The 23,778-nt window shown below is 40.6% G+C and carries 17 protein-coding genes; 8 read left to right on the top strand and 9 right to left on the bottom strand.

Annotated elements, in window-relative coordinates; translation table 11 throughout:
* Positions 1-230 precede the first annotated feature (230 nt).
* Positions 231-2,252, top strand: coding sequence for an LTA synthase family protein (locus tag EGN73_RS02785; RefSeq protein ID WP_219286875.1), 2,022 nt, complete (start codon positions 231-233; stop codon positions 2,250-2,252).
* A gap of 285 nt (positions 2,253-2,537) precedes the next feature.
* On the opposite strand, the gene EGN73_RS02780 is transcribed toward EGN73_RS02785, so the two are convergent.
* The 5 genes from EGN73_RS02780 to EGN73_RS02760 form a co-directional block, all read right to left on the bottom strand.
* Positions 2,538-3,752 carry a hypothetical protein gene (locus tag EGN73_RS02780; RefSeq protein WP_219286872.1) on the bottom strand — a complete coding sequence of 405 codons (1,215 nt, stop codon included), beginning with the start codon at positions 3,750-3,752 and terminating at the stop codon, positions 2,538-2,540.
* A complete protein-coding gene (locus tag EGN73_RS02775) occupies positions 3,752-4,981 on the bottom strand; it encodes a YaiO family outer membrane beta-barrel protein (RefSeq protein WP_219286869.1) in 1,230 nt (409 codons plus the stop codon). The genes EGN73_RS02780 and EGN73_RS02775 overlap by 1 nt, the downstream gene beginning before the upstream one ends.
* A gap of 6 nt (positions 4,982-4,987) precedes the next feature.
* Positions 4,988-6,319: a glycosyltransferase family 2 protein gene (locus EGN73_RS02770; RefSeq protein WP_246611430.1), complete on the bottom strand. Its 1,332-nt coding sequence runs from the start codon at positions 6,317-6,319 to the stop codon at positions 4,988-4,990.
* 118 nt (positions 6,320-6,437) lie between these two features.
* Positions 6,438-8,048 (bottom strand): ligand-binding sensor domain-containing protein, encoded by a 1,611-nt coding sequence (locus EGN73_RS02765; protein ID WP_219286866.1) that lies wholly within the window; start codon positions 8,046-8,048, stop codon positions 6,438-6,440.
* Entirely contained in the window at positions 8,045-8,407 is a 363-nt protein-coding gene (locus EGN73_RS02760) for a response regulator transcription factor (protein WP_219286865.1), read from the bottom strand. Before EGN73_RS02760 ends, EGN73_RS02765 begins: the two co-directional genes overlap by 4 nt.
* A 246-nt stretch (positions 8,408-8,653) precedes the next feature.
* Here EGN73_RS02760 and EGN73_RS02755 point away from each other — a divergent pair, with 246 nt between their 5' ends.
* The 5 genes from EGN73_RS02755 to EGN73_RS02735 all read left to right on the top strand — a co-directional run bounded on the left by EGN73_RS02755 (position 8,654) and on the right by EGN73_RS02735 (position 14,794).
* A complete protein-coding gene (locus EGN73_RS02755; protein WP_219286863.1) occupies positions 8,654-10,339 on the top strand; it encodes an amidohydrolase family protein in 1,686 nt (561 codons plus the stop codon).
* A 65-nt stretch (positions 10,340-10,404) separates the two neighbouring features.
* Positions 10,405-11,733, top strand: a complete 1,329-nt coding sequence (locus EGN73_RS02750) for an amidohydrolase family protein (RefSeq protein WP_246611449.1) — start codon at positions 10,405-10,407, stop codon at positions 11,731-11,733.
* A gap of 22 nt (positions 11,734-11,755) precedes the next feature.
* Positions 11,756-13,057: an amidohydrolase family protein gene (locus EGN73_RS02745; protein ID WP_219286861.1), complete on the top strand. Its 1,302-nt coding sequence runs from the start codon at positions 11,756-11,758 to the stop codon at positions 13,055-13,057.
* A 195-nt stretch (positions 13,058-13,252) separates the two neighbouring features.
* Positions 13,253-14,464 carry a C40 family peptidase gene (locus EGN73_RS02740; RefSeq protein ID WP_219286860.1) on the top strand — a complete coding sequence of 404 codons (1,212 nt, stop codon included), beginning with the start codon at positions 13,253-13,255 and terminating at the stop codon, positions 14,462-14,464.
* Positions 14,465-14,473: 9 nt separating this feature from the next.
* The gene (locus EGN73_RS02735; protein ID WP_219286859.1) at positions 14,474-14,794 is read left to right on the top strand and encodes a YbjQ family protein; all 321 of its coding nucleotides are present in this window, start codon (positions 14,474-14,476) and stop codon (positions 14,792-14,794) included.
* A gap of 259 nt (positions 14,795-15,053) precedes the next feature.
* Here the strand turns inward: EGN73_RS02735 and EGN73_RS02730 are convergent, their stop codons facing one another.
* Together EGN73_RS02730 and EGN73_RS02725 are read right to left on the bottom strand one after the other, a co-directional pair.
* Positions 15,054-16,043: a DUF4097 family beta strand repeat-containing protein gene (locus EGN73_RS02730; RefSeq protein ID WP_219286858.1), complete on the bottom strand. Its 990-nt coding sequence runs from the start codon at positions 16,041-16,043 to the stop codon at positions 15,054-15,056.
* Between the two features lie 78 nt (positions 16,044-16,121).
* Positions 16,122-17,264, bottom strand: coding sequence for an aldose epimerase family protein (locus tag EGN73_RS02725; RefSeq protein WP_219286857.1), 1,143 nt, complete (start codon positions 17,262-17,264; stop codon positions 16,122-16,124).
* Positions 17,265-17,393: 129 nt separating this feature from the next.
* Here EGN73_RS02725 and EGN73_RS02720 point away from each other — a divergent pair, with 129 nt between their 5' ends.
* The gene (locus tag EGN73_RS02720; protein WP_219286855.1) at positions 17,394-18,239 is read left to right on the top strand and encodes an OmpA/MotB family protein; all 846 of its coding nucleotides are present in this window, start codon (positions 17,394-17,396) and stop codon (positions 18,237-18,239) included.
* 70 nt (positions 18,240-18,309) lie between these two features.
* On the opposite strand, the gene EGN73_RS02715 is transcribed toward EGN73_RS02720, so the two are convergent.
* Positions 18,310-19,755: a PhoPQ-activated pathogenicity-related family protein gene (locus tag EGN73_RS02715; protein WP_219286853.1), complete on the bottom strand. Its 1,446-nt coding sequence runs from the start codon at positions 19,753-19,755 to the stop codon at positions 18,310-18,312.
* Between the two features lie 138 nt (positions 19,756-19,893).
* Positions 19,894-22,605 carry a M14 family metallopeptidase gene (locus EGN73_RS02710; protein WP_219286851.1) on the bottom strand — a complete coding sequence of 904 codons (2,712 nt, stop codon included), beginning with the start codon at positions 22,603-22,605 and terminating at the stop codon, positions 19,894-19,896.
* A 210-nt stretch (positions 22,606-22,815) separates the two neighbouring features.
* Here EGN73_RS02710 and EGN73_RS02705 point away from each other — a divergent pair, with 210 nt between their 5' ends.
* A complete protein-coding gene (locus tag EGN73_RS02705) occupies positions 22,816-23,679 on the top strand; it encodes a dienelactone hydrolase family protein (RefSeq protein WP_219286849.1) in 864 nt (287 codons plus the stop codon).
* The last annotated feature ends 99 nt before the right edge of the window (positions 23,680-23,778 follow it).

Raw genomic sequence — 23,778 nt, 5'->3', positions numbered from 1 at the left:
TGTGCAATATAAGTATTTTCGAAAAAGATTTACCTGTCGAAAAAATAAAGGAAATCAAATATAGAACGCATGAAAAAATGCTCACAAATCTTTTGTGTTTCAATTCATGAAAAACGATTTTCATATCCAAATGAAGTTTAATCCAAGGATCAATCAATAACTTGACACAGTTCAAGTTGACCATCCCACTTCATTTTCACCCCAATCTTAGCCTACATTCTGAATAGCTTATGTCCCAACACAGTCCCTTAGGTTCTAATTTATTGGAAACAATCAGAACCGGTTTTGTGAAATTCTGGAAACTCGGTTTATCATTTATCATTCTGATTGTATTATTGAGATTGGTAGAGGTATTTATTGTATTCAATATCCATGACCTGAACCGGAATCAGACCTACATCTTTTTTCAGGGACTTGTGTATGACTTAGGTTGGGCTTTTTACATTCTGGGATTACTGTTCATTTTTCATTTACTCATTCATCTTTATTTACCACGCTTTGCAAATGTTTTTGTGCAATGCTGCCTGACGCTGTTAATTTTGCTTCAGGCAGGTCTCTTTTTCTATTTCACGAAAATGTTGCTTCCCTTGGGACAAGATTTGTATGCCTATTCTTTTGATGACATTGTGTCTACTGTAAAAGCTTCGGGAGAATTGAATCTTTTTAATATTGGACTGATTATCATTGGATTACCCCTTGCTTATGTGATCACAGGATTTGGAAAATGGTTGCCTGTTACTTATAAATTGTCCAAAATTTTTGCTGTCACCTGCTACGCATATATTCTGTTGTACTTTGTAATAGGCTATGACCAAAGAAAGTATCCTAGTGAATTGGACAATTTCCTCTTGGTAAACAAATCTTACTATTTCTACACGCAATCTTACGACTATTTTACCACCCAAAATTATCTCTATTTTGATTTCTTTTTGGCCGAAAAAGGAAGTGAACAATTATTGGTTCAAAAAGAATTTATAGACTCCAATTATCCATTTCTACATACCAATGATTACCCTGATGTGTTGGGACCGTTTTTTGAAGACTTCGATGAGCAGCCTGACATTGTTTTTGTGATCATTGAAGGTATGGGTAAAGCCTATTCAGGAGAAGATGCTTATCTGGGCAGCTTTACACCCTTTTTGGATAGCTTAAGTGAACACAGCTTATATTGGAAAAACGGCATGTCTACTACAGGTCGGACATTTGGGGTTTTGACTGGGATTTTCGGATCATTGCCTTACGGTAGAAATGGATTTATGGAATTGGCCCCTAACCTGCCCAGCCATTTCACATTCTTGTCACTGATGAAACAGAACGGGTATTTTACCAATTATCATATCGGTGCAGATAAAAACTTTGACAATGTGGGCACTTTCCTCAGCTATCAAAAAGTAGACAGAATTTTGGACTTAAGTTCATTCGATGAGGACTTTGAAGAAACCCCTTCAAGATCCGGTTTTTCTTGGGGATATCCTGACAAGGCTATGTTTGAAAATGGCATGAGGAAACTACCCCGTAATTTGAGCCAGCCTCAAGTAAGCATCTTTCAGACCCAGACTTCTCATGATCCTTTTATCATACCCAATGAACAGAAATATTTTGACATGCTTGGGAAGCATCTTTCCCAAAATCTTAAAATCCCTGTCAATCAGGTTGAAAACTACATGAAATACAGGAGCATGTATGCCAGCTTGTTATATGTCGATGAAGCAGTAAAGGAGTTTTTTGAGGAATACAAATCTATGCCTAATTACGAAAACACCATTTTTATCCTGACCGGCGATCATAGACTACCTGAAGTCCCTATGTCCTCCACCATCGACAGATTTCACGTCCCTATTATAATCTATTCCCCTAAGCTCAAAGAACCCAGAAGGTTTCATGGTGTAAGCACACACTTTGAAATCACTCCAACACTTCTTTCCTTCCTATCCAATCGGTATGAAATGGAACTTCCCACACTTGTTCATTGGAAAGGCTATGTCATGGATACTTCGGCTACTTTCCAATCCAAAGTTTCCAATCCACTGATGCGAAACAAAAACCAACTCATAGACTATATTTCAGAAGAATATGTGCTTTCGGATGATCAATTGTATAAGCTTTCGGACAACATGAACCTGGACCCTATCTATGACAATGCTATAAAGGATAAAATCAAAGCCGAATTTGAAAACTACAAAAACTCCAACCGCTTTGCTACTGAAAACGACCAGATAATCACAGATAGCCTAAAAGTATACCTGCCTTAAGTATTGGAATTTGGTTATTAGGGAATGGATACTAGGGGGAGTGAGTGGGGAAGTGAAAAATAAATTTTCAACTGTCCACGGTCCTCTGTGATTAACGGTCACTCCAATTTCTTATGGGCTTCGTAAGTTAATGGTACCTTTTCTTACCTCTTGTGTCTTGAGTCTTTTAATAGACCACATTGGCTTTCCATTACATCAGTTTCATACGCCCCTACTTTGTACTTTAATCCCATTTCTAGAATTCCCCGAATAAGAAAATAGCTTCACCACTTACCCCAAGCAACATCATTCTCCTGTCTTCTTCACCTGTTTATTGGCATCAGAAAGTATGGTTTTGAACAGGGGGTAATAATAATTCCAAAAAAAGCTACTTGGCTGAGAGTAATCCTCTGCATGTAAAAACAACCTGTATAGCCTGGCTAAAGCATAAAATCTATGAGAGGTACTGGATAATTTCATGTCTGCGAAATCACCGCTGAAGTAATAAAACCTGCCATTATCACCGATATTCTTGCTGACTGCTGCAGGAAAAAACCTTGGTAAGCCCATGTCTCTAAGCTTGTTGATACCGGATTCAGTGGGCGCTATATCGTAATAAGAAATTACCTCAAATTCTCTACTGACCAAGACCACATCTATCCAATAGGGGTATTTCACAATTTCTGGAATTCCGTACCTTTTTTGGTTTTTTATATCAGACATGATACTTGGTACCCCCTTTCCTATATCTAATCCGTCTTCAAGAATCTCTATTCTTCCCCGTTCATGCAAAAACACCATTCCGGAACCTGTAAACTCCCATTGTCCTGCGTGCTGCTTGACGTAACTATCAATCATCCATCTGGGTAATTCATCATTGATGAGTGTATCCAGTTCATCAAAATACCTGGTAATCCAGCCTGTCCACTTGACCCCGACCAATTCCTCCATCTGTAACCTTATGTCCAAAGGAGTGGGGCTTGCCATAGTATTAAATTCTGCTATCACATACTTTTCACTTTCCAAAGCAGCCTTCATCACCTCCAAATCACCCTCATCCATCCCTCCATAGATTTTTTGAGACCTGAAGTCACTCAACTCTTTATCTTCAAAATCATTTTCGTAAACTCCATAGGTATCTGCAAAATATACGATACTGCTTTTTTTGATCAGATCATTTCTTTCTCCTTCGTTAAGGGTAGAAAAATCCCTTACCCTGCTTTCTTCTTTGGTTGGCCCGGGAAAAAATCCAAAATAATCTTTCTCCACATCATAAGCAGAACCATCATGCTTGACGTATTTGAGGTGGTTCAATGTCCAGTGAATCCCCTGATGTTCTTGGGCTGAAGAATGTGGCACTGTTTTATCCAAAACAGTGACCTGAAGAGGTGCACTGGGCATAAAGTACCAAATCAAAAAGCTGGTAAGTGGTACAATTCCAAATATCAAAACAAAAACAGTGACTGACTTGATCAGCAACAATGTTTCCTGTGGAATACCTTTTTTATTTTCCTTCGACATCAAAATCTAAATTCTGTACCTATAGAAATATTAAGGTTGTTTCGGAAGTTGGTAGAGGAAATTTCATCCCTGGAATAGCCAACAAAGCCAAAGCCCATCCACCTATCCGTCCAAAGGTGCTGGTATCCCAACCTGAATCTGTATGAATTCAGCAATTGACTCTGAAAATCACGGTTTTCTTCATCCGGGGAAACGCCTGTTGAAAATTGTGCACTGAAAAAATCCTCAGGACCTTTGAAGTAATATCTGGTTTGAAGGTTTCCAGATGTAGAAGACCCATCCTGTCCAGGGATGTAGTTCAACCTGAGATTGAACCACCAATTGCTGACATATTTCCCCAAAGAACCTGTGTAAATGTGAGTGTTTTCACTAAACATCAATAGCCTATACCCTCCTTCCACTTCCCATGCATTTTTAAGGTTCCAGAATACAGAAGCACCAAATCTGAAACTTGGGAAAAAGAAAGCATTTGAAGCACCTACATTGAGGTAACCGTAAGAATTTTTACCAAGTGACGGGAATGCATCTATCTCATACTGGGTTCCGGTACCATCAAACCTTTCCGAATGGGTAATCCTGCCGATGATAGACCCAGTAAGGTTAGTTCTGGTTCTTCCATACACAGAATAAGTATGCCAAGGTGACAAAGCTCCCTGAAAATCATCGTAGTCATAAGTAGCTCCTATGGCATTGATTCTGGTAAAACGCTGCACTTGCCTGATGTAATTGAGCAGTCCATCAATTTTTGCTCCTTTATTAAAAAGCTCATTGGCCAAGGCCAAAGCTTCCTTGTATTGCTCAGTATAATATAGTTGCCTGGATTTGCGGTATTTCAAATTATTGGAAGTCGGCCCTACATTCTCTAAGCCCAAGTCAATGATTTCCTTGGCTTTTTCATAATCTTCAGCATAAAAGAGATTATCTATATAAGCCAAGTATGCATCTTCATATTGAGGAGAGATTTTAATGGCCTGGTCCAGATAGTACGATGCGGAATCGTACTTCCCATCCCAAGAGAAAGACCTACCGATCAAAATATGGAAGTCACTGTAATTGGGATACCTTTCCAATACCTGTTTTGCCAATTTCCTCCCTTCCCCTCTTTTCCCATCCAGAATCAATTTACGCGCTTCCTGAAACTTAGCGTCAGGGTCATAATTATCTTGAGCCATTGACACATTGGCAAAGCCTGCCATCAAAAAGATAATAATTAGAATAAGTCTGATCATTACATGCTAATTTTGAGAAACACTAACATCCTGTTTTTCCACCGCTTTTTTGAAACCCGTCCGGATCATAACTCCCCAGCCACCTTTTCCTTTTAAAAAATCCCAGTGTCCCTTCAGTCCCCACCATACTACCTTGGGATGGATCAAAAAAGGTTCAATCAATATTACTTTTAGTAAACTTCTCAGGTCTTTTTTATTTTTATAATTGTTGTATGCCAACTGCTCATATAGGATGCTGAACGATGAGATAAGCACCGAAAAAAAGTATATCAGGACAAACAAGGCCACCAAATAAATCGCAGAAAAATCCCCTGTTATAATCATGGCTAGGGTATAAAGTACGCCTATGGTTTCCATAATGGGAGCCGATTTTTCGTATATGCTCCAGAATGGATAAGAAATCATACCCAAAACACCATATTTTGGGTTATAGCCAATTTTTTTATGCAACTGAAGGGTCTCAATGGTCCCACGCATCCACCTGTTTCTTTGCCGTGAGAGGATTTCTTCGGATTCTGGAACCTCTGTCCAACAAAGTGGGTCTGGCACAAAACCAACCTTATATGGTTTTTTCTCTTCCTCCATGTACCTTCTCATTCTCACAATCAGCTCCATGTCCTCTCCTACTGTCTGGGGAAAATACCCTCCCACCTTAAGAACGACTTCTCTGTTAAAGAATCCGAATGCTCCCGAAATCAGCATCAATCCATTGAGCCTGGTCCAGGCCATCCGGCCCATCAAAAATGACCTGAAATATTCGATTACCTGAAACTTGCCCAATAAGGTATCTGGCACCCGATAATCAGTCACAGTACCGTCTTTTACTTCACAATTATTGGCTACTCCGATTACTCCGCCCACTGCGATCACTTTTCTATTAGTCTCTTCCATAAATGGTCTGGCCATTCTTGTAAGAGAGTCTGAAGAAAGAATACAATCTACGTCAATGCATGCAATGATTTCCATTGTAGAGACATTGATACCCGCATTGAGGGCATCCGCTTTACCGCCATTTTCCTTATCCACAAAAGTGAGTTTTGCAAAGGACCTGTTCCTTGACTTATAAATGGCCCTTACCGCCTTGGTGTCGATACTGGGATTATAAGCAAAATCCGTTTTAACCAAGTCAAAACTTTCAATCATCTTTTCCACAGAATCGTCCTTAGAGCCGTCATTGACAATGATTACTTCAAATTTGGAGTAATGAAGGGTCATCAAACTTTTGGCATTTTGAACAATATTCAAGCCTTCATTGTAGGCCGGAGCAATAATGGAAATACTGGGAGAAACAGGACTTGTCACCACATCTAGATAATCGGCAAATTTATTTTTCCTCAAGTGATCGCGCATTTCCAAGGCGGAAAGCACCGTAATAATAAGGTATGAGAGGATTATGAAAAAACTGTAAAGCAAAAACAGTATCCCCAAAACCTCAATGATAATATCGAACAGCAAACTATACATTGGCTAATACGGGATCTTTGAGGTGCAAATTGATTTTATTTTCTACTTCATCCTCTGATTCTGAAAAATAAGCTTCGAATATAGAAGGGTCAAGTTTATATATAGCCCTCATTGCTGCCTTTTTGGCCTCAAAATCAGAGGTTAATTTACAAAATTCAAATAAAGCAGTGGTAGAAATCTTTTCTCCAAGATTTTCTATAAGCTTGATAGACTCCAATACCAAAGTTTGATTGTCAGATTTGAGCACAGCATATACCCTTTCCAGACTATCAATAAATCCAAACAAATTGAAGCAACGGATCATTTCAATTTTTTCAGCCTCAGAAGCTATTTCAAACATCCCTAAAAGTTTTTCAAGTTGATCTATCAATCCTAAGTAACGGATCAGCTTGATCCCAAAAACCCGCACGCTCTGGTTTTTTGATTCGAGCAGATGCCCTATATTTCTTTTATCTTTTGTATAGCGGATGATCCGATAATAAATCATCTGCTGCCACCTGGAAAGCGGGTACTCCTGATCGGCAAGTACATTCAGGTCAGTATCATTGGAAATATTCAACAGGGTAGCCACAGCATTGGACCTGATGTAAAAGTTCTGATGATTGACAAATTTCATCACTTTCCCCTCTGCCTCCACTACATCCATCTCATTGATTTCCACTATTCCTGTCGTGATAATGTCCCATCTTTTTGCTTCCAATTTTTGAAGTGTATGCTTATCCAGTTCCAGTTTTCTATATATCAGTTTAAGCTTTTGTTTGAATTCACCTTTCATGTTTTTATTCAAACTGATGATTTCCTGAATCATTACATCTTTAAAAAGTGGTTTGTGCATCAGATTCTTAGGAAGCTTTTCAACTATCCCGTATTTATCCATCTGCTGAATTTCCTCCAATGAATGCTCAAAAAGAAAGTTTGAAAGCGGTTCATAGCACAAATCTTTAAACCTCCTTACCAAAACATCTCTGTTCCTTTTTTTGGTTTTGATTACAAAAATCACAACCACCAGGATTATCGCAGCCAGCACAAAAAAGGAAAGAAAGGTGATCAAAATGATCATCCTGATATCTGTCAGCACCTGTATCTTCAGCTTATAATAAGGCTTAAATGGTATTTTATTACCCAAGACTACCAACTCCCCTATTCTTTCCTCCGCTTCTTCTTCAGCTTCAAGAATGTAAAGCTCATTTCTCACTAAGTTGTCAAAATATGCCTGTAACCCATCTCTATCGATTTTTTCATCAAAAAGCAGTGATTGAATCTCACCTTCCAGCTCAAAAGTATTTTGTACAGTATCTTTTATTGCCAATGCATCCAAATAAAAATTCAGGGTATCAGAAGTCCATATATTTCCTCTTCCAGATTTGGAAAGTGCATATCCTGAAAGATCTGACTGAGAAGGAATAGTAACCGTATATAAGAATCGAACACCAGGTAATTCCCTACCTTTAAGCATCACTTCTTCAATAGGAATAGAATTAAATTCAACAATTTCGTCTTCCTGCGCAGACAAACTTGTCATAAAAAATAAAAGCAAAGACTTGACCAATACCCATTTGGCACAATACTTTGCTTTAAAATACAATGTGAAATTTAAATTCAATTATTTATCAATCTTTGAACTCTTATGGCCAGCTCATTTGGATTGAAAGGCTTGGGTACAAAATCTGACGCTCCTAAATTAAATGCTTCCATTACTGTACTCTCCTCTTCTCCCAAAGAGCTAAGAACAATAATAGGAACATTTGGATTAACTTTCTTGGAATAGTTGATAATTTCTATTCCATTTTTAAAAGGAATCATGACGTCTGTGATGATCAGATCCGGATTTGAATTGTCAATAGCATCCATTCCTTTTAATCCATCCTCTACAGTAGTGACATTGTAACCGTCCTTATTCAACCTAAATCGGACTAAGCTTGAGATCAACTTATCGTCCTCAATAATAAGCACATTTTTCATGATAGATCGATTTATGGGTGATAACCGAACGAAAGATAATTATTAAAAAATCAAAAAAAAATGCGTTTATCCGCTTAAATTATTTTAATAATCGCTCAAAAAAATACAAAATACTTAAAATGCATTACGAATATTTTAATTTGCCGTTCTTAACCTTTTTAGGTAAACTAAAAAAAATAACTTTTTTGAAAAAAAAATCTTTCGCTAGTTTACAAATCTTAAAATACATTAAAACCACCGCTAAGTATGAATTTATTGTCAAAGTTCAGGATGCAGTTGGGTGTTACTGTTTTATTGGTTTCACTTCATTTTTCTACCACGATTGCTCAAAGTGATCCTACCGGAGAAAGAAGGGTGACCGGTACATACGCCATCAAAAACGCAACGATTACCACCTCACCGGGAACAACAGTCACAAATGCTACCATTCTTATTAAAGATGGACTTATCCAGGCTGTAGGTAGCAATGTTCCTATTCCTAAGGAAGCTCAGGTAATCAATGCCGACTCCTTGTATATCTATCCAGGGTTTATTGACGGAGCTTCTACGGCCGGAGTAAGCAAGCCTGCCGAAGTAGACCGCCCATCGGACTTCAACCCCTCAAATCCTCCTGATGAAGTTGCAGGAATCACTCCATGGAGGACTGTTTTGGATTATTATGACGGTAAAAACTCACAGGTCGCCGATTGGAGAAAAGTCGGATTTACCATAGCTCAAGTAGTACCGGAAGGCGGAATGCTGCCTGGAAAGGCTGCTGTGGTCGTTTTGGGAAGTGCTTCCTCCACCAATGTCATTGCCCAAAACACTGCTTTGATGGCCAAATTCAGAGGAATGGGCCGCGGAATGTACCCTGGCACACAGCTGGGAGTGATGGCCAAATTCCGCGATTTATATAAAAATGCCTCTTATTCGGCCGAGCACGGAAGGTTGTTTGCTTCTACTGCAGGACTGCAACGTCCTGAGATCAACAAAACCTACGAAGCATTTTATGCTGTGCTGGACAAAAATATCCCTGTACTTTTTGAAGTATCGAATGATTTGGAGATAAGAAGAGCTCTGAAATTACAAAAAGAAAATGGTTTCAATATCGTCCTTGCAGGTGTAAATGAAGTAGATGCAGTCATTGAAGACATCAAAGCAGCCAATGCTAAAGTATTGCTCAGCTTCAAGCTTCCTGATGACAAAGTCACCAAATCCAAAGTAGAAGACAAATCAGAGGAAATCCAGAACAGGACCAAAAGAGTCATAGAGGCTTATGAGCTTGCTCTAAAGCAGGCGGCATTATTGGAAGAAGCCAACATTCCTTTTGCCTTTGGGAGTATGGGGGCCCGAAGTGCAGACCTTCATAAAAATCTTAAAATCATGGTGGAAAATGGCCTAAGTGAAAAAACAGCCTTGGCAGCATTGACCACCAATGCCGCCAATATTTTAGGTATCCAAAAATTTGCCGGTACATTGGAAAAAGGAAAACTGGCCAATATGGTGATTATGACTGATCCGATTTTCAGCGAAAGCGCCCAGATCAAGCACGTGGTGGCAGATGGGTACATCTTCGATTATGATGTCAGCAAAAAGAAAAGCAATGGAAATGAAGAAGCGTCTGTGGAAATTGAAGGATCTTGGGAATATGTATCCGATACTCCCGCAGGCAGCTCTGGTGGTACCATGGATATTAAAAAGGAAGGAGATGGCTATAAGGGCACCATTACCTATGACAACCCAGCTGGAGGAGGAAAGGCAAGCTCCGAAATGAAAGACATTAATATTTCAGGAAACTACATGACCTTTTCTTTTGGTGTTTCCGCTGGTGGAATGTCCTTAGATGTAACCGTGAGTGGAGACATTCAGGGAGATGAATTTTCAGGAAACATGAGTTTGGCAGACTTTGGTAGCTTCCCGCTCAATGCCACTAAAACTCCCAAGCAAAGATAAACTTGAATAAGCTTATGAAAAAGACAACAATATTCTTCACAGGACTTTTGACTTTGCTTTGCTTTATGGCAGAAGCACAGGAAAAAGGTTCAGTATTGATAAAAAATGCCACGGTACTTACTGTGACCAATGGCACTTTGGAGAACACCGACATATTGGTGGAAAACGGAATCATCAAAAGAATTGGGACCGGTCTGAGTGCCGGAAATATCCCTACCATAGATGCTAATGGCAAATTTGTCATGCCGGGGATCATTGACGCCCATTCACATGTAGCCTTGGATGCAGTCAATGAAGCTACTGCTCCGATTACTTCAGAAGTAAAAATGGCTGACGTGGTAAATCCCTATGATATTGGACTCTACAGGGCTCTGGCCGGAGGGGTGACCATTTCCCACGCCATGCATGGATCTGCAAATGCCATTGGCGGAGAAAACATCACGTTAAAACATCGATACGGTTCTGGTAATCCAGAAGACCTGTACATGAAAGAAGCTCCAAGAACTATAAAATTTGCTCTAGGGGAAAATCCAACTCGGGTACATGGACGAGGAAATGGCATTCAGCCTAGGAGCAGGATGGGCGTGGAAGCAGTCATCAGAAACGGTTTCAATGAAGCCATCCAATATAAAAAAGCCTGGAAAGAATATGAAGACGCCAAAAAAGTAAAAGGTGCCACACCTATTCCTCCAAAGTACGACACACGGCTTCAAACACTCGCTGATATCCTGGATGGTAAGGTAATCATACACTGCCACTCTTATAGAGCAGATGAAATCTACGCCCTGATCAATACCTGCAGGGATTTCGGAATTACCAACATTGTTTTTTCACACGTAAATGAAGGCTTCAAAGTAGCCCCTGAACTTGCAGAATACACCATGGGAGCTTCGGTTTTTGCAGACTGGTGGGCTTACAAATTCGAAGTATATTACTCCACTGCTTATAATGCCGCTATCCTAACTGAAAATGGTGTAATCACATCAATTAACTCTGACTCTGGAGAATTGATCCGTCACCTTTATCATGAAGCTGGCAAAGCACAACGCTACGGCGAACTGGATGATGATCAGACTTTGGCTTTGATTACAATCAACCCTGCCAAGCAGTTGGGGATCGCAGACAAAGTAGGTTCAATAGAGGAAGGCAAGCAGGCTGACTTGGTCATATTTAATGAACACCCACTTTCAGTTTATGCCATTCCTCAGATGACCTTTGTAGATGGAGTCAAGTATTTTGACATCAACGAAGACAATGACGATATGAGATTAAAAGTAAGTGCGGCCGAAACCGTGGAGCCCATTTTCCTGAAGGAACATGACCACAGGTGCATGCATGGCGTTGACTTTTTCTTCACCAATTTTGGAAGAAACTTGTTTGACCATTCCCATTAATCACTGAAAAAGAAGGTAAAAAATGAAAAAAATATATAATCTGGCTCTACTCCTGACAACCCTGATGCTCTCCGTTTCGGTTGAGGCACAGTTTGATGGGGAATTCATAAAGCCAAGAAACGGCAGATTTTTATTACAGAATGCAACCATTGTCACCGTAACCAACGGAACAATAGAAAATGGCAGTGTTTTGATAGAAAATGGCAAAATTACATCGGTGGGGACCAATGTACCCGCAGGAGATGCAGAAGTAATTGATTGCAGTGGACACTATATTTATCCAGGCATGTTTGATGGAGGTAGCAGGCTGGGCCTTGTGGAGGTAAATTCACTTCCAGAAACCCAGGATTTTGCAGAAATCGGACAGGTCACTCCCAACATGCAGGCATTGGTAGCGGTCAATCCAAACTCGATAGCCATACCTGTGACCCGTGTATCAGGTGTGACTACCACCTTGGCTGTTCCTTCAGGAGGGCTTTTCCCCGGTACAGCAGCCCTAATCAACCTCAACGGCTATACTCCCGATCAGATGTATGCTGGCTTTAAAGGTGTGGTGCTCAATTTCCCATCTTCTGCAAGAAGAAGTACCTGGGACAGGAGAAGTGATGAGGACATCAAAAAGGAAGCGGAAACCGCCCAAAAGACCCTAAATGAAATCTGGGGAAGGGCAGAAAATTACCAAAAGCTGAAATCAGATGGAGCCGAGCTTCAGTTTTATCCTGAAATGGATCAGCTGGCAAAAGTTATAGCTGGAGAATTACCCCTTCTGGTAGAAGTCAATGCTGCTTCCGATATAGAAAATGCCATAGAATGGATAAAATCCAAAAATGTAAAAGCCATCCTCACTGGTGTGGCAGAAGGTTGGAGAGTAGCTGAAAAAATTGCTGCTGCTGAATTTCCCGTGATTGTAGGACCTATGCTTTCCATTCCTACAAGACAGTCTGACAGGTTTGATGCTGCTTACACCAATCCGGGAAAAATGGCCAAAGCAGGTGTAAAAGTAGTCATCAGATCCAATGATGCGGAAAACACCCGAAATCTCCCTTTCAATGCAGGGTTTGCGGCAGCTTATGGCATGGGAAAAGAAGAAGCACTGAAAGCTGTTACGATCTACGCTGCAGAAGTATTTGGAGTAGCTGACCGTATGGGCAGCATAGAAGAAGGAAAAGATGCTACCTTGTTGGTATCTACAGGTGATCCCTTTGAAACCAAAACCCAAATCCGACATGTCTTCATTGATGGATACAGGGTCCCGATGAGTAATAGACACATCAAGCTGTATCAGGAATTTTTGGAAAGGTCACCAGGCTTGGAAAAAAATTGATGATAAGCATAAAACCACAGTTCTAAGAGCTGTGGTTTTTTTATCTCTTCTGCCTTTTCAATCAAAGTGATTTTTCAATAGAGCATTTTTTATTTGCTTTGATTTTCGCCTAGGACTTTTACCAAAACAAGCCTTACTTTGTAATAAATGGATGTTACAATATAAAGATAAACCCATTATTCAAAGACTGTTCATATGATTAGAAGTAAAAAGAAGCACTATCAGTATTCAAGTTTATTTTATTCATTTTCGGCAATTTGCTTTTTCCTTTTGTTCCTCGGTGCCTGTACTGAAAACAAAACAGAAGATGAGGTATCTTCCATCATTCAGGAAATAAAAGAGGCTTACGCTCCAGATAAAAGAGTTGCTATCTGGGATATTCAGGCAGAAGGGAATCAGATTACCGGAGAGACCGATCAGCCGGAGGCATTGGAGGAACTGAAAAATAGTTTGAATGAAATAAAATACTCTGGAAAGATTTCTGTCAAAATGCTTCCTGAATCTGATCTTGGTGAAGAAACCCAAGCTGTAGTCACGATTTCGGTAGCAAATATCAGAAGTGCTCCGAAGCATTCAGCAGAACTGGCTACTCAGGCATTGATGGGTACTCCTGTCAAGGTTCTGAAAAAAGAGGGAGGCTGGTATCTCATCCAGACACCTGATGGCTACATCAGCTGGGTAGATGCAGCAGGAATAGCCATTAAGAACAAAACTGCTTTTGCAGATTGGCAGCAAAGCAAAAAAATCATTTTTACGGAACTGAATGGTTTTGTATTCGCAGCACAGGAAAAACAATCCTGGATCAGCGATTTAGTGGCGGGTAATATCCTTGAAGTGTTGGAAGAAAGTAAAGGCATGTACCGAGTAATGACTCCCGATGGCAGGGAAGGCTGGATTCCGAGTACCCAAGCAATGGATTTTGAAGATTGGAAAAACAGCAGGGATTTGAATGCGGACAACCTGATCAATACTGCTAAATCAATGATGGGCAGCCCATACCTTTGGGGTGGTACTTCCATCAAAGGAATAGATTGCAGTGGATTTACCAAAACGGTATTTTTTCTCAATGGCCAAGTGATTCCACGAGATGCCTCGCAGCAGATTCATGAAGGTGATCTGGTGGACGACAATCAAGACTGGTCCAAGCTGGAGGTTGGTGACCTATTGTTCTTTGGTGAAAAAGCCACTGCTGACAGGAAAGAAAGGATTATCCATGTAGGGATGTGGATTGGTAACAATTCTTTTATACATTCACGGGGGTTGGTAAGGATCAGCAGTTTTGACCCTGAAAGCCCGGACTACGATGAATATGAACTGAACCGCTACCTAAGAACAAAAAGGGTAATCGGTAAAGATAATCCCAATATCACCAGTGTAGAAAATACCTTGAAGTTTCCAACATTATAAATCACAACCATGATCGTATCAACCACACCACAACTGGAAGGCTACAAAATCACCTCTTATCTCGGAGTGGTTTCCGGAGAAACCATAATAGGCGCCAATGTATTTAAGGACTTTTTTGCCAGCATTACCGACATTGTCGGAGGCAGAGCCGGTGCTTATGAAAGGGTTTTGAGAGAAGCCAAAGCCACAGCTATGGCTGAAATGGAAATGCAGGCCAGGAGCTTCGGCGCAAATGCCGTAGTGGGCATAGACTTAGATTATGAAACCATTCGTGACGGGATGCTCATGGTCACTGCTGCAGGCACGGCTGTAAAAATCGAAAAGATTTAAATTTCAAAAACCCATTGCTTTCAATGGACAATATCCTAGCAAACATCTATTCATGTAAAGATTAAAAAAAGGTGTAAAGGTTGCCAAATGAGGCTTCCAATACACCTTTTATTTTTGATTGAAATCTTAATTCAATGTCGTTTAGATAAGACTACAAGTTGAATTTAAACTTTTCCAAAGTTGGGTTAAAAGTAAAAACGAACATTGTTTACAAATCTGAACTTTGGAAAAGTTACCCTAAACTAAGCGACATTAAATCTTAATTTACAATTTCAATTTTTCCGGAATTCACTTCACCTCTAATGGTGAAAGAAGAACCATTATTGATATTGAGGGTTCCTGAGGAAACACTTTCCCCTACCCTTGCAGACCCACTTCCTGTAGTAATATTGAAGTTGAATAGAGAAAGATTGCTTGGAGTCTGAATGTACATAGTACCTGAGGAAGCTTTTAAAGATGTTTCTGCACTCAGGCCCGTAGAAGTAGCAAACAATTTCCCGGAGGATAATTCTACTCTTCCCAAAGATCTGATTTCAGACATTTCTATGTTTCCTGAAGAAATACCCGCTTTCACTGTTCCGTTTACGGCCGTAATTTTCATTTGACCGCTCGCTCCCTGCGCAGTTACATTACCATCAACCCTATTGATTTCCATTTTTCCAGAAGCCACTTCTACAGAAACCTTCCCCGTCAAATCTTCCGCAAGGATACTTCCTGAAGCCACTTCCAGCTCGATTTCAGAGGAGTTGATATTTTTTGCGATGATTTTACCTGATCCCGCTTCCAGGTCGGTCTTCTGCCCTGTCACATTGCTCACCTCAATAGTCCCTGAGCCTGACTCCAGATCAAGGCTAATGTTTCTTGGCCCGGTAAGAATGATGCTGCCTTCTGACTTTAGGCTTCTGATTCCTCCTTTTGAATTCACCTCAATTTTCAGTTTATTTCCTTCCACCAAGTATTTTACTTCATTTCTCCTTTTGGAATTGGACCTTACATTAGCGCTTAGGCTTACTTGCGATTGTCCGGAAGTACCTACATAACTTACATCAAGAAATTCAGCATCCACTTCTATACTAGTGATATCTGAAAACTCTTCCTGGATTTCCACAACGGTATCCAGATCAGAATCAGTGCAGGAAAATTGCAGTGCTGAAAAAAGCGTCAAGACTACCCATAAACTTTTTGTCGACTTCATTGCAAGAAATGACCTTCCTGAGGTCATTTGCTTTTGTGTTGGTTGTATTTTCATGTGTTGGTTTAAATATGAAATCGCCATAGCGAAAGGAATGCCAAATTCTTTCAAAAATCAGGCTTGATGAAAAATATTTTAAGACCTATTTTTCAGGATATCAAATTCATAGATAATTTCATGACTGTAGATATCTCCGGGATCAAGTCTTGGAGAAGGAAAGTCGGGGACATTGGGAGAATTTGGAAAAAACTGAGGTTCCAGGCAAAATCCAAAGTGCTTGGTGTAGGTCACCCCATCTGTAGTTTGCTTACCATCCAGAAAATTCCCAGTGTAAAATTGCACACCGGGTTTATTGGAGTATACTGTCATCAACCTGCCTGTGCCTTTATGAAATACTTCCGCCATCTTACGAAGCTGACTATCATGAGTTTTTGAAACCACAAAATTTTGGTCGTAACCTGCTCCTGTATCAGCTATATCTTTTCCTATCTTTTTGTAGTCGGTAAAGTCATATGGAGTGCCTTTTACGGATTTGATCTCTCCAGTTGGAATCAAGCCCTCACCTACTGGTGTATAGTGTTCTGCAAACATCTTGACTTCGTGATCCAAAACATCCTCAGTCATATTACTTAGGTTAAAATAACCATGATGAGTCAGGTTGACTATAGTACTCTGATCCGTTTCGGCTTTCATAGAGATTCTTAACCTGTTGTCTTTTTCCAGAATAAAATCTACGGTTGTTACCAGATTACCTGGATATCCCTCTTCCCCATCCTCACTTACGTACCGCATTCTAACCCCGATCTCATTTTCCAATCCATCGATCACTTCACTGCTCCAAAATTGCCTGTTAAATCCCTTCGCACCTCCATGAAGATGGTTTTCTCCATTATTGGTTGTCAATTGATATTCTTTCCCGCCAAGCTTAAATCTGCCCTTGGCAATCCTATTGGCATATCTACCCGCCAAAGCCCCAAAAAAATACCTGTCCTCATAAAAATCTTCTACAGCATTATAAGTCAGCATAACGTTCCCAATATTCCCTTCTGCATCTGGCACGGAAATTTTGGTCAGCGTTGCTCCAAAATCTGTGAGCTCTACCTCCATTCCTTTGCTGTTTTTCAATACATAAGTCATCGCTTCATTTTCACCCATTTGTACCTTTTTGACATGGATATCGAAAGAGATATTTTCCATATCCTTATTCTCATGCTTTGATTGACAGGCTATTATGAATAGGAGAAGGAAAAAGGGTAAAAATGGGGTTGGCTTCTTCATTTTGGGTGTAATTTTTTAGGTAAAATACAACTAAATTATCGGAAAGGCTCCCATTTTTAGGAACAAACACACATTCAGATTTCCAGTGGCTTCATTTTTGGCCTAGCGGTTTCAAAAATTAACCAACTTATGAAAAAAATACTCTTATTTTCTATCGCAGCAGCCACTTTGACTGTATCCTGTGTTTCTAAAAAGAAATACACTGAGCTGCAAAATGATTTGTTTAAAACGGAGGCTACTTTGGCTGAGACAAGGAGTGAAAAAGAAGCAGTAGAAGCTGAGAAAAAAATCCTTGAGGACAAGGTAGGGAGAATTGAGGCTAGGGTAGCTGAATACAATGCCAGAATTAATTCCCTAAAAGATGAGAACGATTCTAAGTTTGACCTTTCAGGTAAGGCTCCAATGTCCAACAACACAAGGGAAAAACTTAAGGCAACTTTGGCTAACGTAGACCCTGAAAAACTTGCCAATGCAAGAACCATGGAAGACTCTGTAAACCTGGCTGTTTCTCACAATCTCAAAAAGTCGATCTCAGATGGCTCTTTGGAGCAGGAAGACGACATTCAGATTGACATTGACAAAACTGTGGTAATGATTACGGTTTCTGATAGGTTGCTTTTTAATACCGGAAGCTACAGGGTCAACCAAAATGCGGATGGTCTTCTTGGAAGACTTGCAGAACTCATCAACGCAGAGCCATCTGTAGAAGTAATGATAGAAGGACACACAGACCCAAGAAGCATCAATACAGGTGTACTTCAGGACAACTGGGACCTGAGTGTCAAAAGAGCAACATCCATTGTGAGGATGCTTCAAAACAAATATGACGTAGCACCTGAAAAATTGATTGCTGCGGGAAGATCCAGCTATATTCCGGTAGTAGACAATGACAGCCCTGAAAACATGGCCAAAAACAGAAGAACCAGAATTGTTATTATACCGGATTTGGATAAGTTTTTTGCCATGATCGAATAAATATTCGGTTTTGCTGATTGATTTTTTAATACTTAAATGCCTCTCCCTACTCTCAGGAGAGGCATTTTTTTTACCTGCTTCCCCTAGGACTTTCCGAAACGTAATCTTCAAAGGGATAAGACCTTGGCAATACATCCACACCGGTAGTAACTTTCACCGGTGCTTCCCCAGGGTAAGTGATTTCTACAAAAAAAGCTGTATAGCCATTTTCAGGTGCTATCATTTCCACCTCATATTTCCCACTTTCATTCAGGATAATTTCCGAAGAAGTCCATTTAGGGCCAAACCTGTCGATCATAAAATTCCTTTCATTGGGATTAGTTGCCTGCCAAAGCTTAATTGAGGCAGGCTTTTGGTTAGGATCAGTATTGACAATTATCTTATCTCCCTCTATTTTCCAGTCGTATTTGGGTCTTGGAGTTTCATGGAGAATGGAAGCATAAAAAGATATCAGGTTAGGTAAAGCATCGGACTTTGATAAGTCATGGCCATGGTTGGGCACATATTGAATATGCTTTTCACCTTTGAGGTCGTCCCAGTAAAATTTCCAGCTATCAGGCTGAAAAAACTCATCTCCCGCGGCATTGATAATAAGCTTGGGAATATCTTTATACTCCTCCAAAAAAGAATACGGTTCCACAATCTCGTTGAGTCTTTTGTATTCCTCGCTTCCCTGCCATTCCATAATTTCTTCACGGACATAATCGCCCACAGCTGGTGCCCAATAGCCGTAATTTTTCCAATGATGTTTAAATGATTCCTCCACATTTAGTAAGTCAATTACTACAGGTGCCATAGCCACTACCCTATCATCTACCGCAGCAATGGTCCAAGTTGTCCAGCCTCTTTTTGAAGCACCTGCAACCATATAATTTTCAACATCCTTATCATATTCAGAAGAGGCCACACCAGTGACTACATCCATGGCAAGCTTAACAGCTCTGGTCATGGGCAATCTGGCAAGCCAAATGGCATCTTCATCCTTTGCCCCACCTTCCAAAAATTTTCTCCATCCGTAAGCAATGATAGCATCTTCGTACCTTTCTCCAAAAGTATCGTTGGCAAAGACCAAAGGCTGAAAGGGAACATTATGCACTGTCGCCACTACGGAGTTGGTTTTCATTGCCGCTTCCAGAATCAACTGATCCGGTTTTTCAGGCATTTTGGTGTTTTGACTGCCACCACCTATCCACATCATTCCAGTAGTATGTGGCGTATCTTTTGGGATCACCATGGAAACCCAATGCCACCATTCAGTCTTATCTACTATATCCGGGCTCAACCAATTTTGGGACACCATTTTCACTACCGCAAAATCATATTCCCCTTCATCAGAAGTATGGACAAGTTCATAGCTGAAATCGGGATCATCCGCCAAAACATATTCCCAAAGTGGATGTGTAGATGCCTCAATATTGTCCTCTACTTCAATTTCAACCTGTGGCCCACAAGACCACAATAAGGTCAAAAGCAACAAGTATCCAAAAGCTTGGTAATCCTTGAATCTCTTTATCATAGCAAATTGGTTAATTTAAGATTTTAAAATAATCATTATTAAGGAATTAGATTCGTTTTTGATCACAATTCGTGGAATTTTTCTAAAAGAAAAAGGGCGGTAAAAAACCGCCCCATTTACTGTAGAATTAAACCAAACTTATTTATATAACTGATTGAACAACAACTTAAAAGTGTTGTGGGCCTGAGCCCTGAATGTAATTTCAGGTCCAAAGGCATATAATTTACCTTTCCCTATTGGTGCTTCAAAGGCGACAACTCCATTTCTGAGATAAGACTCACCCCAAGCCCAACCGGACACCAAAGGTGATTCTGTACCAAACCAAGCCAAAGGCTTTACTCCGTTCATCATGGCATCAGGGGCCAGGTTAAAAACAGGAGAATTGTTAAAGACCATGTTTGCGCTTTCTCCCATACCCCAATTTGCTGAATGCTCTGCCGCTAAAGTGGCTTTAAGGATACTGCCCGGAATATAATATTTATCTCCTCCAAGTGGCCTTTCTCTACCATCTGGCATTTTTTCTACCAAGGCATTGCTTACCGGAAGCCCCAAATCAAATGCAAGGGATGTACTCGCTCCAACAGCGACTACATTGCCACCGGCTTCCATAAACATTTTAAGCGCTGGAACTGATTTTTCTTTGGTTAAGCTGCCAAGCAATTTATGGTACTCTTGAGGAATATCTTCTTCTTTAGGCATTCCACCCCAGCTCCTTACGGTACCTGGTGCTCCAGGCCCAATAAATAATATCACATCATACTTCGCATTGAGGTTTCCTGCATCTATATCTTTGGGATAAATCACCTGGAATGGAAACTTATATTGCTCCAGCATCCATCTCACCCATCCTGAAGGCATAGATCCACCATAATGATCAAAAAGAGCTACTCGAGCCGGCTTAATGCTTACTGTTGATGAGGGTTTTGAAGAAGCTTTCATCTTTACACCAAAGTCTTTTGCAACTTTTTCCAGGGTCGATTTATTTCCTGAAACGAAAAAGCTTCCTGCTGGAAAACCGGCTGTTTCGGATGTGGTTCTTGACACACTCGCTCCGGCTTTCAGTAACTCATTCACCGCAATAAAGGAGTTGTTGCCACGTACATCTATCAATACCCCTGATCCGCTAGGAACAGTTTCAGGGGTGAAATCAAGCACTTGTCCGTAAGGCAAAGCTTCGAATGGTCCGTCAAAATCATCCAATATCCTGTCAAACTCTACCCCCATCTGGAAAGCTAAAGTCCAACCTGCAGCATCATAAGGCCTTTTTGGAGGGCCACCCGGAAATTCAAAGTCGTTGGGGTGGTCCTGAGGCTCAAACATATCCAAAAGATGAGGCCTGAAAGCCTGGGCTGATTTGAATACCAAAGAACCTTTAGGATAATTTTTTCCATTTACCGTAAAGTTTTCAGACGCTCTATGCACTTGAATACCTGATTTTATCAGGGCATTGGCAAACCTTATGGCAGTCTGAAAATCTGCCTGATCAGCAGATACAATAAAGCCTCTTGGATCTCTGAGTTCAGGATCTTCAAATACCTTTTCGAAATATTCAACTGGTAAACCACTTCTAAAACCATAAAATGCCATTTCGGGATCATCTGATCCTTTGTTTTCCTTTGCCTCGTCAAAAGCCCTTTGAACAGCAGCAGACCTTTTGGGGTACTTAGTCCAATGATCTTTGTTTCCCCGATCAATACTGTTTTTGCCCATTTGGTAGATATTAAGCAAAAGTGCATCGGAATTTCTACTGGCAAAATCCAAAACGGCCCAGTTCATCGAAACCGAATAATCTATGGATTGCTTGAAATGCCATTTTTGCGGTTCTATGGGATAAGGGGTAGCATGTGTAGGAATCAACCTTTCCGGCACCAAAGGAATCTCAGAAGGTGTAGGTCCTCCAGTAGTCTCTGTAAGGATACCTATCATATTGTGGAAATAAGGAGTGGTCCTTAGCCCGCCGTTCCACCAAGAGGAAAAAACAGAACCACCAAGCCTTGTATAGCCTGGCTTTCCTTCGAGGTTCAACCTATTGATCATGGCAGCTCCTACCCCATCCAGACTGGTCATGATCAAAGGATCAAAAACATGGTTGAAGGGATCTCTGTAAGGAGGTCCGGCCACCACTGTCCCTGCCGGTGAAGTCTGGTGATGGTTGAAAATGATCTGAGGCAACCATTCTACATATTGCTGAAGGGAAATGTTGGTTGATTCATCCATGTTGTTCATGAAAAAATCCCTGTTATTGTCATGTCCCACATACTTATGATACATGTAAGGAGTTCTCATGTCTCTTTTGGTCACGTCCTCCCGGCTCATGTACCAATCTGTGACAATCTCTTGTCCGTCCGGATTGGTCTGCACCATAAGGATAATAAGGTCATCCAAAAATCTGAGGATTTCCGGATCTTCACTGCTTGCAAGTGCATACAAAGTAGGGATCAATTGATGAGAGGCTACCGTTTCGGTAGAGTGCAGACCACCATCTATCCATACAACTGCTTTTCCTTCGGCAGCCAAAGACTTTGCCTCTTCGGGAGAAACTTCTGCCCTCCCCAGTTTTTGGGAAATTTCTTTGTATTTGTCTAGGTTCTTATGATTTTCGGGAGATGTAATGATCATCATAGGCATTTTTCTGCCCTCAGCAGTAGGACCTATTTCTACAAATTTGACCCTTTCAGAACTTTCGGCAACTTTTCGGAAGTAATCATCCGTGGCAGTATACGTAGCCAATTGGTAATCATCTCCTATATCAAATCCAAAATGCTCTTTGGGAGTAGGGATTTTTTGGGCCTTTGCATTTGCTGATAAGAAAAAGCATACAAGTACCCATAAGAAGTAAAGTTTTCTCATGTGAATTAAATTTATGTTTTCTAAAATACACCCATGACAGTTACCAAACAAAATTCTCCTTGCAATCGGAAAGAATTCAGTTTGATTGGTAAGAATCTTCAATACACCCAAATCCCCTTCCACCAGAAAAATAAATAAGGTATATTTCAATAGGCGTTGAACACCTATGCCTACTTTCTGTTTTAATTCAGTATTTTAATCTTCAATCCTATGCACAAATTATTTATCTCCATGAGCCTGATAATTACAGGCATATTGACCTTGTGGCTAAGCAGGTCAGAAAAAGCTGAAAAAAGTGATGATATTACCATTTGCCATACTGGGCCCTCAGAGATGATGGCATTTTTGGATGATCCGGAATTTGTGGCATTTCATCCGTCACCTATCTCTTTTGATTTTGAAGGATTAGGTGAAATGGTCAGTTTTCCGGCTAAAGACGGAAAAGATGCTCAAGGCTACCTGATCAGGGCTAAGGAGCCAAGTGATCAATGGCTCTTTGTCTATCAAGAATGGTGGGGGCTCAATGACAATATCAAAGAAGAATCGGACCGTTTCTACAATGATCTTGCGGGCAGGGTCAATGTCCTGGCACTGGACATGTATGACGGAAAAGTCACCTCCAATCCCCAGGAGGCCGGTGGATTTATGAGGTCAACTGAAGAAAGCAGGTTGGAAAATATAGTGATGGCAGGAAGGGACTTTGCAGGATCTGATGCAAAAATTGCGAATGTAGGATGGTGCTTTGGGGGAGCATGGTCCTTGAAATCCGCTCTTTTATTGGGAGAACAAAACATAGGTTCAATCATTTACTATGGCATGCCGGTAAGAGAAGTAGAAAGACTAAAAAAACTGAATTCTGATGTCTTGGGGCTTTTTGCTACAGAGCAAAACATCTCCAAGGAAGTAATCGAGGAGTTCGCATCAGCCATGGAGGAAGCAGGAAAGGATTTGGAATATAAGATCTTCGATGCTGTTCATGGATTTGCCAACCCTTCTAACCCCAGACATGATGAGGAAGCTACCAAAGAAGCATATCTTATGGCGCTGTCTTATCTTCAGGGAAAATTTCAGTAGGAAGCTATAATCATAAGATACCGAGTTGGTGTTGACGGTTTAAAACTTCACCTTATTGCCTAAAACCAAAAAGAGTTGGGAAAATGTGACAAAGCCGCA

The sequence above is a fragment of the Arthrospiribacter ruber genome, from assembly GCF_019343195.1.
GTDB lineage: Bacteria > Bacteroidota > Bacteroidia > Cytophagales > Cyclobacteriaceae > Arthrospiribacter > Arthrospiribacter ruber.
This window is presented reverse-complemented; position numbering and strand designations above follow the sequence as displayed.

Bases quoted from the DNA above. Each gene is read 5' to 3' on its own strand.
- EGN73_RS02735 (WP_219286859.1), top strand. From the start codon at position 14,474: ATGATCGTATCAACCACACCACAACTGGAAGGCTACAAAATCACCTCT.
- EGN73_RS02710 (WP_219286851.1), bottom strand. From the start codon at position 22,605: ATGAGAAAACTTTACTTCTTATGGGTACTTGTATGCTTTTTCTTATCA.
- EGN73_RS02720 (WP_219286855.1), top strand. From the start codon at position 17,394: ATGAAAAAAATACTCTTATTTTCTATCGCAGCAGCCACTTTGACTGTA.
- EGN73_RS02785 (WP_219286875.1), top strand. From the start codon at position 231: ATGTCCCAACACAGTCCCTTAGGTTCTAATTTATTGGAAACAATCAGA.
- EGN73_RS02780 (WP_219286872.1), bottom strand. From the start codon at position 3,752: ATGTCGAAGGAAAATAAAAAAGGTATTCCACAGGAAACATTGTTGCTG.
- EGN73_RS02760 (WP_219286865.1), bottom strand. From the start codon at position 8,407: ATGAAAAATGTGCTTATTATTGAGGACGATAAGTTGATCTCAAGCTTA.
- EGN73_RS02755 (WP_219286863.1), top strand. From the start codon at position 8,654: ATGAATTTATTGTCAAAGTTCAGGATGCAGTTGGGTGTTACTGTTTTA.
- EGN73_RS02705 (WP_219286849.1), top strand. From the start codon at position 22,816: ATGCACAAATTATTTATCTCCATGAGCCTGATAATTACAGGCATATTG.
- EGN73_RS02730 (WP_219286858.1), bottom strand. From the start codon at position 16,043: ATGAAAATACAACCAACACAAAAGCAAATGACCTCAGGAAGGTCATTT.
- EGN73_RS02725 (WP_219286857.1), bottom strand. From the start codon at position 17,264: ATGAAGAAGCCAACCCCATTTTTACCCTTTTTCCTTCTCCTATTCATA.
- EGN73_RS02750 (WP_246611449.1), top strand. From the start codon at position 10,405: ATGGCAGAAGCACAGGAAAAAGGTTCAGTATTGATAAAAAATGCCACG.
- EGN73_RS02745 (WP_219286861.1), top strand. From the start codon at position 11,756: ATGAAAAAAATATATAATCTGGCTCTACTCCTGACAACCCTGATGCTC.
- EGN73_RS02715 (WP_219286853.1), bottom strand. From the start codon at position 19,755: ATGATAAAGAGATTCAAGGATTACCAAGCTTTTGGATACTTGTTGCTT.
- EGN73_RS02740 (WP_219286860.1), top strand. From the start codon at position 13,253: ATGATTAGAAGTAAAAAGAAGCACTATCAGTATTCAAGTTTATTTTAT.
- EGN73_RS02775 (WP_219286869.1), bottom strand. From the start codon at position 4,981: ATGATCAGACTTATTCTAATTATTATCTTTTTGATGGCAGGCTTTGCC.